This window comes from Desulfoprunum benzoelyticum (assembly GCF_014201505.1).
Lineage (GTDB): Bacteria > Desulfobacterota > Desulfobulbia > Desulfobulbales > Desulfocapsaceae > Desulfoprunum > Desulfoprunum benzoelyticum.
Map to the genome: position 1 here is coordinate 17,771 of NZ_JACHEO010000012.1, position 13,104 is coordinate 30,874.

A 13,104-nucleotide genomic window follows, 5' to 3' on the forward strand; every position below is an offset into this window, starting at 1 on the left:
TATACTCATGTAAAATTTCCGGGAATGGCTGCACCGGATGGCCACTGCCATGGTATGCGGTTACCGATGCAGCAGGGCGTATTCAGAATGCAGCGCCACATTTATGTTGTCGCCTTTTTTCACTGTTCCGATCGCTTGGAGATCGGCCAGTTTTCCGCAATCCGGCGGATTGAAAAAGTAAAGGGAGAACAGCCATGGGATACGATGAACTGAAAGCCGCCGTACTGAATCTTGAGCAGAGCCAGCAGAAACAGCTTGTCATGGAGGTGCTGACGCAACTCCTGCCCAAAGTATGCAACGACGAAGCCTGTCTCGATCAACTCCGGAATTTTGTCGATGAGGAGACCATCCGCTCCTACCGGGAGCAGCACATGGACAGCGTATAAGGGGTACGCTGCAGGCGGGGAAGACCTCGTGGCGCCGACCCCGGCCACGAAGCTTCCCCGCAACGAACGGATGCCGCCCAGAAGGTCGATTGCAGGCGGCAACCGGCATCGCCAACGAGTTACACCTTCTCCACCGCCGTCGGACCGTGTAGTTCGACAGGCGGACGCCAACCGGGTAACAATCTGAGTTTTCTCAATCCCATAGAAAAAAAACGAAGTACCTCTATTGCGGATACTTCAACGGCCTGATAGCCTGCATCCAGGAGACAGGGGTCAGGACGGAACAGGCCTGGTCCCCGATCAAGAGTTCACCGACCTCAAGGACGAGGAGTGACATCCGTCATCCCGCTGTTTGACAGCGTGTAGTGGACACTGCTATTGTTCCCGGCAAGATTTCTCACGCCGTCGTTCATCATCTGACAGGTCTTCGGCGGCTGTTGCAATGGTCTGTTTCCAGGCAGCGGATAATTGAACCGAAATACAACAAGGAGGTGCGCATGGCTCTGTCGGATTTTACCTACTACCGCGTCATCAGCCGGAATGCCGCACTGTACGGCAACAAGCCGGCCTGGCATGAGGCCGAAAGCGGCAGGTTCGCTTCCTTTCGGGAAATCAGGGAGATGACCGACAAACTGGCCGCCGGGCTCAGGGCGGCAGGGATCGGCAAAGGCGACCGGATCGGCGTCGTCGGCAAGAACAGTCTGGAATATTTCCTGCTATACGGCGCCACCGCCGCCCTCGGGGCGGTCATGCTGCCGATCAACTGGCGGCTGTCGGCCGGCGAGATCCGCTTCAACCTCGACGACGGCCAGGCCAAGATCGTGTTCACCGATCAGGAGTTCGAGAAGATCATCGGCGAAATCAAGGACGGCCTGCCAACCGTCGAACACTATCTTTCTCTTTCGGATCACGGCACCGCCCTTCCTCCCTTTTCAAGCCTGTCGATCCCAGCCGCCGACTTCGAACCCGAGGACATCCCGGCCGACAGCGATTTCGTCATCATCCATACCGCCGCCGTCGCCGGCCGCCCCCGAGGCGCGATGCTCAGCCACGCCAATATCGTCCTCTCCAGCCTCGAGTTGATCCGGGCGATGGCACTGAGCGACGACGATGTCCACCTCAACCTCCTGCCCCTGTTCCACGTCGGCGGACTGTTCATGACGATCAGCTCCTTCCATGCCGGGGCATCCTGCCTGAACATGGCGAAATTCGACGCCGCCGCCGCCGTCGACCTGATCAGCGGCCAAAACGCGTCGGTGCTGTTCGATTTCGCCCCGATCCTCGGGGCGATACTCGAGCAGAGCCAGAAGTCGGGGAAAGACATCTCCGCGCTGCAAAAGGTCATCGGCCTCGATTCGCCGGAGACCATCACCCGCTACCAGAGCAGCACGGGCGGCACCTTCTACAGCTTTTTCGGCCAGACCGAGACCTCCTGCCTGACCACGGTCAGCCGTTACAACGACCGGCCGGGGTCGGCCGGCAGGCCGGTGCTCGCCGCCGAGGTCCGTCTCGTCGATGACGACGACCGGCCGGTCGGGGACGGCGAAACCGGGGAGATCGTGGTTCGGGGACCGATGATCTTCAAGGGGTATATCAACCTCCCGCAGGACACGGCCCAGACCTTCCGCAACAACTGGCACCACACCGGTGACCTCGGCCGCTTCGATCGGGACGGCTTCCTCTTCTACATGGGGCGCAAACCCGACAAGGAACTGATCAAACCGGGCGGGGAAAACGTGTACCCGGCCGAGGTCGAGAACGCGATCCTGCTCCACCCGGCGATTGCCCGAACCGTGGTCTTCGGCGTTCCCGACCCGAAATGGAAGGAGGGAATCAAGGCGGTCTGCGAACTCAAGGACGGTTGCCGTCTCACCGCCCGGGAGCTGATCGAGTTCGTCGGCGAAAAGATCGCCCGCTACAAGAAACCGCAGTATGTGGAATTTGTCGACGCGATGCCGCTACTGACGAACGGAGCCCCCGACCGGAAACAGGTCAAGCTGCTCTTTTCATCGCCGGATGCCACTCCGGACCAGCAGTCCCGGTAATGGACAGAAAACGTCGTGCCCCAGCCGCCACAGGCGGCGGCCGGAAAGGTGGAGCATCACATCAGATATCCAATATTCGGCGATGGTCTCCACCCTGCCGTCGCCACTGATTTCCGCAGGCCCATTGTCCCTATGACTCCAGCCATCAATGCCGCCAGGAAGGCCAGGATCCGCTACACGATCCACCAGTACCCCCACGATCCCGCCGCTGATTCCTACGGCCTCGAAGCCGCCGAAAAGCTGGGCGTTCCAGCGGCGCAGGTCTTCAAGACCCTGGTCGTCAGCCTCGACGACGCCCTCGCCGTCGCCGTCGTCCCGGTGTCGGCGATGCTGAGCATGAAGCGCTTCGCCCGGGCGGCGGGGGCCAAGAAAGCGGACATGGCGGCGGCGGCCGAGGTGGAACGCGCCACCGGCTATGTTCTGGGCGGGGTCAGTCCCCTGGGCCAGAAGAAAAGGCTGCAGATCATTGTCGACGCCTCGGCCCAGTCCCTCGCCACGGTGTTCGTCAGCGCCGGCCGCCGGGGGCTGTCGCTCGAACTCCGCCCGACGGACCTGCAAGGCATGACCGGCGCCACCTTTGCGGCAATATGCCGGCACGAGCGCTAGAATCAACGTTGCAGTGAACCGTTGCCGATACTGGGCTTCCGACAGCACAACGGACCACAGCGCCGGCCTGCCGCGCCACCTGATCACCACACGGAGGACACCATGCATATCTATGCCTTGCCGGGAATCAACCAGAAAACGGAAAAATGGGCCACCAACCTGCTGAAAGAGCTTGAAGGGCCGGACAGGACCATGACCGTGCAGCATTACGCCCATTGGGATGGAGGGGGCGAGCAGTGTCTCGATTTGAAAGGTGAAATCGAGAGCCTGAACGGCCGCGACATCGACCTGCTGATCGCCAAGTCACTGGGAGTGATGATCGCCCTGATCGCCTGCGACAAGGGAATCATCGCTCCAAAGAAGATGGTTCTGATCGGCACCCCGGTCACCGGATTCCGGGAAAAGGGCCTCGATCTGCGCCAGCTGGCGGCCGGTCCGGACATTCCCCTGCTCTTTATCCAGCAGGCCCAGGACATCGTCGGCTCCTGCGCCAGCCTGCGCCAGGAGATATCCGGCATGAAGGGGGCGGAGATCGTCGAAATTCCCGGCGATAACCACCAGTACAAGGATCTCAAGCTGCTCGCCCGCCATATCAAGAAACTGTTGTAGACCGGTGCTGCCCGACGGCAGGAAGGCCTGGAGGCGGATGCGCCCCGGCTGATTGGCCACCCCTTGCCTGACCGACCGTTTCTTCAGCCTGGTTCGACCAGCCGAGCGGACCTCTCATGCCAAAACGGCGCCATTGTTTGCGGAGGCAATCGAGATACTTGAAAATGTGCGAGAAAAACGGCATATTGGGTGATCTTTCCGACCCTCCGGCGGCTTCGGCGCAGAGCGATCCCCTTCGAACAAGGATGCGAAATGACGGAATATACCAAAATTTTTAATGTTATTGTCGCGGTTGACTCGACCTACATGAACGAATCGTTCTGGACCTCGGTCATCACCGACTACATGCCCTTTCTGGCCCAGTCTTTCCAGGAAATGGGGGCGGATGTCAGCAAACGCTTCGTCTGCATCACCCGCCAGGACGACGAGGCCAGGATCAATGCCAGCCTGAGGGTGATCCGGAAACACAGCGTTCTCCAGCAATTCGCCGAAACGGTCAAGGGTAGCCCCTGCCCCTTCGACATCCCGGCCATCCTCCGCTTCGCCCTGGAGGAGGCCGAACAGACTCCCCTGCAAGGATTGATCATCTTCGCCGCCAGTCAGCGACAGCCGGCCAAGGCGAAGGCCCTGGAGAACGAGATCCGCCCGCTGGCCCAGCGCTTGAAAGCGCTGGGGGTGACGACCTTCATCTTCGACAGCGCCGACGAACACAATCTGGTTTCCTCGCATATCAGCGGGATGTTCGGCAAGACCGCGCTGTGGGCCAATGGCATGCATGTCTCGTTCCACTCGGGAAACCTGCGGGTCATGTACGAATACATGAAGCTTATCGGCCCCGTGGTCGCCGCCGATCTCGGCGCCTTGAAAAGGCAATCGGGGGACCTGATAACGGTCCACGGCAAACATCTGTTCAGGAAATGCCTCATGCGGCTCGACCCGGGGGCGAAAAAGGGCTGAATTCGGGGGTGCGGATTTTGCCGCCGCAGAGCCACGGCCGGATTGAACGGCGTCCTGAGAACAAAGGAGGAAGACGTGAATGCCTATCTGATCATTGGTGAGCCGGGAACGCGGAAGTCATCACTGCTGCGCAGTCTCACCGGCTGTTTCAACCGGAACTACCGGGATATCGAACTGCTTGACGGCACGACGATCAAGCTCTATGCCCGGGTTTCGACCCTGCAGGAATCGAAGACGAACGCCAGGGATTTCATCGCCGAGGTCGCAAAGCGGGACTGCCCCAACGTCATTTTCAGCCTGTTGCCGGACCCGAATCCACTGTTTCCGATTCCCTATCCGGATGCCCAGAGCTACATCGACACCTTCCTCGAGGCCGGCTGGCATTTCGTCCGTACAGCAGTGGTCGGCGTCCATCCGATCAGTCCGACCATTCCGCACGTCGCTCATTTTCCCCGGGCCGCCTCGCAGCCGATCAATATCGTTGCCAGGAACATCCGGGCTCATTTCGAGTGGTACTGATGCACCGCTTGCCTTCGAGTGATTCCAGCCAGTATCTGCCGGCGGCGCAACTACCTGCCGACGATACGATCCTCGGCGGCAATACACCAGACATAGAGACGGACCGGAACGTTCCATCCCCGGGGTACCGGTACCGGTCACTTCGACTTGACCGTCACGGCCACGACAAGACGATGAGGCGGGCCCGGAGATGAACAGGTGTATGCCTCTGCTCCTGCTCATCATCCAGACCCTGGCGTTGGTTGAAACCGGACTCGGCTGCGAGATTCGGGTCAGGGTGCCGGAAAACAACGCCTATGCGCCCTTTTACATGCAGGACGATTCCGGCCGCTGGAGCGGCCTGAGCATCGATCTTGCCCAGGCCCTGCTCGACGAGGCCGGTTGCACCCCGGTCTACGTCCCCTTGCCCTTCTCGCGCGGCATCTATTCCCTCAAGACGGGTGGAATCGACGTGATGCTCAACTTGTCGATAACCGAGGAAAGAAGGTCATTCCTGACCTTCATAGGTCCGCAACTCGACGATACCGTGCTCTTCGTCACCAGAAAAGACACACCGTTTCCCATTGTTTCCCTGGACGATTTGAAAAAACTACCGGCAGCGGTGGGGATCGAACGAGGCAAGCTCTACGGTGTCGAATTCGAACGCCTGCGGCAGTCCGACCCGGATTTCAGGAACAAACTGGAGGAGGTCAACGAGATCGATCTCAACGCCAGAAAGCTGGCGCTTGGCCGCATCAGCGGCTTTATCAGCTACAGCTACAACGTCACGCATCTGCTCCGCACCAATCCCCTCTATAGAGACTTCAGGATACATCCTTTTATCGTCAGCCGGGACTGGGTCTATGTCGGGGTATCGAAAAAAGCGGTGCCACCCGGCCTGGAAAACAGAATCCGGGACGCCTATGACCGGGCCACTGCCAAAGGCTCGTTCGAGGCAATCCGCAAAAAATACGTCATGGGGCCGGACTGAGGTCGACGGCGCGTCGCAAACACCGGATGACCGCCCGGAAACGCCTCACGATCCCCTGCCGTCTCTCAGGTCTCCAGGGCCTCGCCAACTTTGGCCGCCAGGTCATCGAGGGTGAAGGGTTTCCGGATAAAATGGACGGCCTTCTCCAGGGCATCGTGGTGGCCGATGACATCGGCGCTATAGCCCGAAGTGAACAGCAGTTTCAGATCGGGCTGGATGGCCTGCAGTTTCCTGGAAAGTTCCCAGCCATTCATCTCCGGCATGATGACATCGGTCATCAACAGGTTGATTGTCCCGCCGTATTCGCCGGCCCGATTGACGGCCTCCGCCGGCGTGGTCGCCGTCAGGACGTTGCAGCCGATTTTTTCCAGCATCTCCCTGGTCATGCCCAGGATTGCCGGCTCATCCTCGACCAGCAGCACCGTTGCCTGACCGGCTGGATATCCTCCGCCGGCCTCTGTCCCTTCCCTCCGGTCGCCGTCCCCGACATAACGCGGCAGGTAGACCCGGATCGTCGTTCCCTGGCCCACCTTGCTGTCGACCTTGATGAAGCCGTTGTTCTGATGAACGATGCCATAGATCGTCGCCAGCCCCAGGCCGGAACCATGCCCCGTTTCCTTTGTGGTGTAAAACGGCTCGAACAGCATGTCGATGACATCCTTGTCCATGCCGCAGCCATTGTCGGCAACCGTCAACAGGACAAAATCGCCGGCCGCACACCCCTCGTGACCGGTGCAGAACGAACTGCTGAGGCTGACGTTCTCGGTGGCGATGGCAATCCTGCCGACATCGGCGATCGCATCCCTCGAATTGGTGCACAGGTTGGCGATGATCTGGTCGATCTGGGAGGGATCCATCCACACCGGCCAGATATTCTCCCCCGGCCGCCAGATCACCTCGATATCCTTCCCGACCAGCCGCCCCAGCATCGTCAGCATGCCGGCAACGGTTTCATTGAGATCCAGCATCTTCGGCACGACGTTCTGCCGACGGGCAAAGATCAGGAGTTGACGGGTGAGATCGGCCGATCGCCGTGCCGCATTCTCAATCGCCCGAAGATTTTCGTGGAGCTGGTCGTCCGGCTTGATCTTCAACAACGCCAATTCCACATGGCCCAGGATTATCCCGATCATTGTACTGAAATCATGGGCAATACCACCGGCAAGTCGGCCGACAGACTCCATCTTCCGCCTCTGTGACAGCTGGTCCCGCAGCCTTTCCCTTTCCTCCTCGGCCTGACGCCGCTCCGTCAGGTCGGTCACCATGCCGCAGATCCCATTGACCTTGCCGTCGCTATCGAACAGCGGAAACTTGACCGACAGAAAGGTCCGCCGGCCTTTCGCAGCATCGAGGGTCTCTTCCTGCTCGATCACCTGTACCGATTCCATGACCTCGAGATCGTGGTGTCGGAACTGATCGGCATCGCCGGCGGCGAACAGTTCGGCGTCGGTGCGACCGATGACATTCTCGCGCAGCAGACCGGTAACTGCCTCCCATTTGCGGTTGACCATGGTGTAGCAGCCCTCGCGATCCTTGACGAAGATGAGGTTGCCGCTGTTTTCGATCAGTCCGCCCAGGAAACGACGGCTCTCCCGCAGCTCCTGTTCCGTCCGCATCCGTTCGCTGATATCCCGCATCGCGGCCAGACGAAAATGCCGGCCATTGAGTTCAAAAAAACTACAGGAAATATCGACCGGAAAGACGATGCCGTCTTTTTTCCTGTGGTACCTGAGCGGAATATGGAGCCTGCCGCCGCTGTTGACGATCTGACGGCTGCCTTCCCTGGGGTCGGAGAACAGATCGGTGATGCGGAGGGCAAGCAATTCCTCCCGGGAGTAGCCATACAGCTCGATTGCCGCCTCATTGACATTGATCAGCTGTTGCGTGTCGGCATCGACGACCAGCAGCGCGTCCGAACCGACGTTGAACAGCAGGCGGTATCTCTCCTCGCTGAGCCTGAGATCATCGGTGCGCCTGGTCACCGCCCTTTTCAGCATCTGATTCCAGCCGATCAGGACCAGAATCAGCAAGAGCAGCAGGGCAACCCCCGGCAGGATGAGGCGATAGGGGATGAGACTGCTGATCGAGGCGCCGTACCACCTCCGTTCTATAGCCTTGACTTCCGCTGCGGAGATCTGAGCAAAGCCCGCTTCGACGGTCTGCAGCAGGGCGGTGTTTCCCTTGCTCACGGCGCGGTGGAACTGACCGACGTACAGGGGGTCGGATTCCCGAAACCTGTCCTGAATTCCGTATTTGTAGAGGAAATAGAGGGCCGGCGGCTTGTCGACGACAAAGACGTTGACCTTGTGCTCCATCGCCGCCCGGACGATCTCCTCGTAGTCGTGGAACAGGAGAAGGTTGTCGATGCCGTGGCGGCGGAGGAGATCCACCGCCGCATCCCCCTCTTTGGCGGCGACGGCAAAGCCGCGGAGGGACTCGATATCGGTTATGCCGCTGATTTCCTTGTTGAAGAAGACCGGCACTTCCAGACGGGCGTAGGGATGGGTGAAGTCGAGCCATTGCCGGCGCTCGTCGGTCTTGAAGATGGTGTCGATGACGTCGAACCGCCCCTCCCGCATCGCGACGAGGGCGCCGTTCCAGTCCGTGGCGGTAAGCTCGACCCGGATTCCGGTCTTCTGCTCCCACAGCCGCCACTGATCGACGAGCAGCCCCTGGATCCGGCCGTCGCTGCCATGGAAGACAAAGGGGGGATAGTTGTTGTCCGTCACCACCCTGATCGACTCAGGCGCCTCCGGTCGACTGTCGTCAGGCGTCGCGGCGACGGACTGGACACAGGACAGCAGCAGCGCCACCAGCAACGCTGGATACAGCCGCCATATCTTCACCATTTCCGTCAACACCCGCATCACCGCACCCCCATATTCTGCAAGGCGCATCAGTCGACATCTGCCTCTCTATCCGGTATCGATTCCCCCGCATTTCTCCCTCTCTTCATTAAATGGCCTCCCTCCCCGTTTGTCAAATCGGCAGGGAGGGATGAAAGATGTCGAACGGACACGGCTGTCCAGGCGAAGGGCGTCGACGGGTCGGCTCATCTGTCTGCATGATCGGCCTGATAGGGGTTGGGGCGGCCGATCTCCATGAATTTCCCCGGTTCCTTCAAGGCCGAAAAACCGCAACCCCGGTAAAGGCCGTGGGCGTCGGAGGTGACCAGCAGGATCCGGCGCAATCCCTGCAGGTGCGGGTGCTCGAGGATGCAGGCAACGAGCCGTTTGGCCAGGCCGCGGCCACGGTGATCGGGAAGGATGAAGACATCACCGAGGTAGGCGAAAGTCGCGCGGTCGGTGATCGCCCGGGCGAACCCGACCTGACGGCCGTGGCGATAGACACCGAAACAGAGGGAGTTGGCCAGCGCCTTCTCGACCAGGGCCCGGGGGATCCCCTTCGCCCAGTACGTTTGCCGGAGAAAGCCGTGAATGGTGTCAAGATCGAGATCGTCGGGGTTGTCGGTGATGAGGTAATCCTGCTGCTGCCATTGCATTAACGTTCGCTCCTCTGTGGATTCTTGCGGTAGTTCGGACTGGGGCGACCGGCCAGCCAGATTCCCTCGAGATACGAAAATTTGCGCGGCAGCTGGGCCGGGGTCCCGCGGGCGACGAGAAAATCTGCCTGCCGGCCGACGGCGATGCGGCCACGGACAAGGCCAAGCAGAGCGGCGCCGTTGACCGTCGCGCAGCTGATCGCCCCGCCGAGGGAGAATCCGGCCTGGATCAACAGCTTCATTTCCTCGACCACCGCCTCGCCATGGAGGACGCCGGGACTGCCGGAATCGGTGCCGAGCGCCACCGTCACTCCCAGCTGCCGCGCCAGAGCCACCTGTTCGAGCTGCGCTTTGAGGGCGTTGGCGGCGAGCTTTTTCTCCGCTGCATCGGCCGCCTGTTCGGCGGCGACCTTCATCGCCTGCAGGGTCGGGACCAGGACCACTCCCCTCTCCGCCATCCGCTCCAGGTTGTCCCGCCCCATACGACAGCCATGGACGATCGCCTGGCAGCCGGCGGCAATCGCGGTCCGCACCGGCTCCCGGCCATTGGCATCGACGATGACCGTACCCCCGCCATACTCCGCCTGACCGGCAGCCAAGATGACGACCGGGGGCACGCCTGCCGTGACCGGCTCTTTCCCGTAGCGCTGAAGAAATCCGGGCCGGTCATCGGCATCGCGTACCGCGAGCACCCCGTGAGCGAAAAGATCGTCGATATGACGCCGAATGAGCGGCCGGATGTCCGAGTGGCTTGATTCGGCCAGACGCCTTCGCAGCTGGAGATCGGTCGTGCCGGACAAGGCGAGGTGGACATGGCAGTCGATGAAGGGCGGACAGAGGACGGCGTGGGACAGATCGGTGATCGACAGGGAGTCAATCTCGCTGTTGGACTCATACGGCGTGATCCCCGTGACGATCCCGTTTTTCATCCTTAGCAGCACATTGCGCTGCAGCGGTCCGCCGCCGCCGTCGATCAGCCAGCCGGCACGCACGGCGCGGGCATCGTTCATCGTTTATCTCCTCTTCCATTGGGGTTGATCTTTCCAGTCGAGGCCATCGCGGTCATCGCCCTGCCTCGACCTGCCATCATTCGGCCCGCAGCGCCTCGATCGGATCGAGGCCGGCGGCGTGGCGGGCCGGCAGCACCCCGGCCAAGAGGCCGATCGCCGCCGCCAGGAGTTCGGCGTAGAGGGCAAACAGCCACGGGGTATGGGTCGGCAGGCTGGGGACCAGGGCCCCGAGCAGCCAGGCCCCGCCCGCCCCGATCACCAGGCCGCACAGCCCGCCGATGGCGGCCAGGACCACCGCCTCGCCGATAAACAGCAGCAGGATCTGGCCCCGGCCGGCGCCGATCGCCCGCAGCAGCCCGACCTCCGGGGTCCGCTCGGTGACGGCGATGGTCATGATCGTCAGGATGCCGACCCCGCCGACCAGCAGGGAGATGGCGCCGAGGCCGCCGACCGAGAGGGTGATGATGTTGAGCACCGAGCCGAGGACATCAAGCATCTCTTCCTGGGTGGTGATGGTGAAGTCCTCGGCCCCATGGCGGGCGCTCAGCAGCCGTCTGGCCTGGTCGGCGACGGTCCTGGACTCGAGGCCGGCCTGGTAGAGGAGATCGATCTCCATCAGGCTGTCGAGATTGAACAGGCTCATGGCCCTGACCGTGGGGATGTAAACCGCATCGTCGAGATCGAAACCGAGCATCTGCCCCTTCGATTCCATGATCCCGATCACCCGGTAGCGTTCGCCGCCGATCCGGACGATTTTGCCGAGCGGGCTGGTCTCCCGAAACAGCTCGGTGGCCACGGTGCTGCCGAGGGCGACGTAGGCCCGCGGCGCCCGCTGGTCGTCGACCGGCAGGAACCGGCCCCGGGCCACGTCGATCTTGAAGACGGCCGCCGCCGTCGGCCCGACCCCGAGGATCGTCGTGTGGCGACTGCGTTTCTCCCATTCGACCGGGGCGTTGCCCTGGACCACGGCAATGGTGTCGATGACCCCGGCGATCCGCCGCAGCGCCTCCTCGTCGGCGATCGACAGCGGCCGGATGTTGTTGATGATCGCCCCGGAGACCCCGACCGTCGTGGTCCTGCCGGGATTGATGCTGACCAGATTGGTGCCGAACTGAGTGAACTCGGAGAGCATGAACCGCCGTACCCCCTCGCCGATCGAGGTCAGCAGGACCACCGAGGCGATGCCGACGGCGATGCCGAGGACCGTGAGGAAGCTGCGCATCCGCTGGTCGACGAGGGAACCGAGGGAGAGTCTGATGAGATCGCGCAGAAGCATGCTCCTCACCTCCGCGACAGCGACTGCACCGGGTCGAGCCGGGCCGCCCGCCGTGCCGGCAGGACGCCGAAGACCAGACCGGTACTCAGGGCCACGCCGACGGCGGCGGCAAGCGACCACAGCGGCATGAAGAGCGGGAAGTCGGGAAAGACCCGGCCGAGGACCCAGGTGCCGGCGGTGGCAAGGATCAGGCCGAAGGCGGCGCCGACCAGTGACAGGATCGCCGCTTCGACGAGGAAGAGGGTCAGTATCCGGTTGCCGGGAGCGCCGATGGCCTTGAGCAGGCCGACCTCGGAGCGGCGCTGGGAGACGGCGATCAGCATCACGTTCATGATCAGGATCCCGGCCACCCCCAGGCTGATGGCGGCGATGCCGGCGACCGTCAGGGTCAGGGCGACGAAGATCCGATCGAAGGTCGCGAGAATCGCATCCTGAGTGACGATGGTGACATCGTCCTCGCCGTCGTGGCGTTCGCGGATGATCGCGGCGATCGCCTCCTTCGCCCGACCGATGGCGTCACGGTCGCTGGCCTCGATCATGACCCGGAACAGCGAGGAGACGTTGAACAGGGCCTGGGCCGAGGCCACGGGAACGATGACGATATCGCCCATATCCATCCCCACCGATTCCCCCTTGTCCGACAGCACCCCGATGATCCGGAAACGACGGTCGCCGATCCGGACCGACTCGCCGACGGCCGGGGCCGCCCCGAACAGCTCGGCCTTGATCTCGTAACCGAGGACGCAGATCGGCGCCGCCCGGGTCGGATCGCCTTCCGGCAGGAAACGGCCCTGGGCCATCTCCAACTGGCGGAGCGGGAGGAGCGACGGGGTCGAACCGAGGATGGTGGTCTCCCGTTGCCGCCCTTCCGCCGACACCGGGGCCGCACCGACGGTCAGCGGCGCCACGTGACGGATCGACGACGAGCGGCGCAGCGCCATGGCATCGTCGAGGGTCAGGTCGCGCGGCGTGATGCCGAGTAGCGGCGGGGGGCCGCCGACCGTTTCCGACCGGCCGGGGAGAACGATGATCAGGTTGGTGCCGAGGTTGGAAAACTGGCCGATGACATAGCGGCGGGCCCCTTCCCCCAGGGTCGAGAGGATGACCACCGAGCCGACGCCGATAGCCATCGCCAGCAGCATCAGGAAGGTCCGGACGGGATAACCGAGTGAGGCCCGCAGGCTGAAGCTTATGATATCGCGCAGGTACATGGGTCGTCGTCTC

Annotated in this window: 12 protein-coding genes; 7 read left to right on the forward strand and 5 right to left on the reverse strand. The window is 62.1% G+C overall.

Annotated elements, in window-relative coordinates:
* Positions 1–194 precede the first annotated feature (194 nt).
* The 7 genes from HNQ81_RS10750 to HNQ81_RS10780 all read left to right on the forward strand — a co-directional run bounded on the left by HNQ81_RS10750 (position 195) and on the right by HNQ81_RS10780 (position 6,092).
* Positions 195–386 carry a hypothetical protein gene (locus HNQ81_RS10750; protein ID WP_183351221.1) on the forward strand — a complete coding sequence of 64 codons (192 nt, stop codon included), beginning with the start codon at positions 195–197 and terminating at the stop codon, positions 384–386.
* Positions 387–883: 497 nt separating this feature from the next.
* Entirely contained in the window at positions 884–2,431 is a 1,548-nt protein-coding gene (locus tag HNQ81_RS10755; protein WP_183351222.1) for an AMP-binding protein, read from the forward strand.
* Between the two features lie 132 nt (positions 2,432–2,563).
* Entirely contained in the window at positions 2,564–3,037 is a 474-nt protein-coding gene (gene ybaK, locus HNQ81_RS10760; RefSeq protein WP_183351224.1) for a Cys-tRNA(Pro) deacylase, read from the forward strand.
* A gap of 102 nt (positions 3,038–3,139) precedes the next feature.
* Positions 3,140–3,646 carry an alpha/beta fold hydrolase gene (locus HNQ81_RS10765; protein WP_183351226.1) on the forward strand — a complete coding sequence of 169 codons (507 nt, stop codon included), beginning with the start codon at positions 3,140–3,142 and terminating at the stop codon, positions 3,644–3,646.
* 252 nt (positions 3,647–3,898) lie between these two features.
* Positions 3,899–4,603, forward strand: a complete 705-nt coding sequence (locus HNQ81_RS10770; protein WP_183351228.1) for a hypothetical protein — start codon at positions 3,899–3,901, stop codon at positions 4,601–4,603.
* Between the two features lie 75 nt (positions 4,604–4,678).
* Positions 4,679–5,122 (forward strand): ATP-binding protein, encoded by a 444-nt coding sequence (locus HNQ81_RS10775; RefSeq protein ID WP_183351230.1) that lies wholly within the window; start codon positions 4,679–4,681, stop codon positions 5,120–5,122.
* Between the two features lie 190 nt (positions 5,123–5,312).
* Positions 5,313–6,092: a substrate-binding periplasmic protein gene (locus HNQ81_RS10780; protein ID WP_183351232.1), complete on the forward strand. Its 780-nt coding sequence runs from the start codon at positions 5,313–5,315 to the stop codon at positions 6,090–6,092.
* 65 nt (positions 6,093–6,157) lie between these two features.
* Here HNQ81_RS10780 and HNQ81_RS10785 read toward each other — a convergent pair whose 3' ends face one another.
* The 5 genes from HNQ81_RS10785 to HNQ81_RS10805 all read right to left on the reverse strand — a co-directional run bounded on the left by HNQ81_RS10785 (position 6,158) and on the right by HNQ81_RS10805 (position 13,091).
* A complete protein-coding gene (locus HNQ81_RS10785) occupies positions 6,158–8,989 on the reverse strand; it encodes a PAS domain S-box protein (RefSeq protein ID WP_183351234.1) in 2,832 nt (943 codons plus the stop codon).
* Positions 8,990–9,144: 155 nt separating this feature from the next.
* Positions 9,145–9,594, reverse strand: a complete 450-nt coding sequence (locus HNQ81_RS10790) for a GNAT family N-acetyltransferase (RefSeq protein WP_183351236.1) — start codon at positions 9,592–9,594, stop codon at positions 9,145–9,147.
* Positions 9,594–10,604: an amidohydrolase family protein gene (locus tag HNQ81_RS10795; RefSeq protein ID WP_183351238.1), complete on the reverse strand. Its 1,011-nt coding sequence runs from the start codon at positions 10,602–10,604 to the stop codon at positions 9,594–9,596. Before HNQ81_RS10795 ends, HNQ81_RS10790 begins: the two co-directional genes overlap by 1 nt.
* A 76-nt stretch (positions 10,605–10,680) precedes the next feature.
* Positions 10,681–11,880, reverse strand: coding sequence for an ABC transporter permease (locus HNQ81_RS10800; protein ID WP_183351240.1), 1,200 nt, complete (start codon positions 11,878–11,880; stop codon positions 10,681–10,683).
* A 5-nt stretch (positions 11,881–11,885) separates the two neighbouring features.
* On the reverse strand, positions 11,886–13,091 hold the full coding sequence (locus HNQ81_RS10805) for an ABC transporter permease (RefSeq protein ID WP_183351242.1): 1,206 nt from the start codon (positions 13,089–13,091) through the stop codon (positions 11,886–11,888).
* Positions 13,092–13,104 lie beyond the last annotated feature (13 nt).

Coding starts and splice junctions, on each gene's coding strand:
- HNQ81_RS10795 (WP_183351238.1), bottom strand. CDS start 10,604: ATGAACGATGCCCGCGCCGTGCGTGCCGGCTGGCTGATCGACGGCGGC.
- HNQ81_RS10770 (WP_183351228.1), top strand. CDS start 3,899: ATGACGGAATATACCAAAATTTTTAATGTTATTGTCGCGGTTGACTCG.
- HNQ81_RS10750 (WP_183351221.1), top strand. CDS start 195: ATGGGATACGATGAACTGAAAGCCGCCGTACTGAATCTTGAGCAGAGC.
- ybaK (WP_183351224.1), top strand. CDS start 2,564: ATGACTCCAGCCATCAATGCCGCCAGGAAGGCCAGGATCCGCTACACG.
- HNQ81_RS10790 (WP_183351236.1), bottom strand. CDS start 9,594: ATGCAATGGCAGCAGCAGGATTACCTCATCACCGACAACCCCGACGAT.
- HNQ81_RS10765 (WP_183351226.1), top strand. CDS start 3,140: ATGCATATCTATGCCTTGCCGGGAATCAACCAGAAAACGGAAAAATGG.
- HNQ81_RS10780 (WP_183351232.1), top strand. CDS start 5,313: ATGAACAGGTGTATGCCTCTGCTCCTGCTCATCATCCAGACCCTGGCG.
- HNQ81_RS10805 (WP_183351242.1), bottom strand. CDS start 13,091: ATGTACCTGCGCGATATCATAAGCTTCAGCCTGCGGGCCTCACTCGGT.
- HNQ81_RS10800 (WP_183351240.1), bottom strand. CDS start 11,880: ATGCTTCTGCGCGATCTCATCAGACTCTCCCTCGGTTCCCTCGTCGAC.
- HNQ81_RS10785 (WP_183351234.1), bottom strand. CDS start 8,989: ATGCGCCTTGCAGAATATGGGGGTGCGGTGATGCGGGTGTTGACGGAA.
- HNQ81_RS10755 (WP_183351222.1), top strand. CDS start 884: ATGGCTCTGTCGGATTTTACCTACTACCGCGTCATCAGCCGGAATGCC.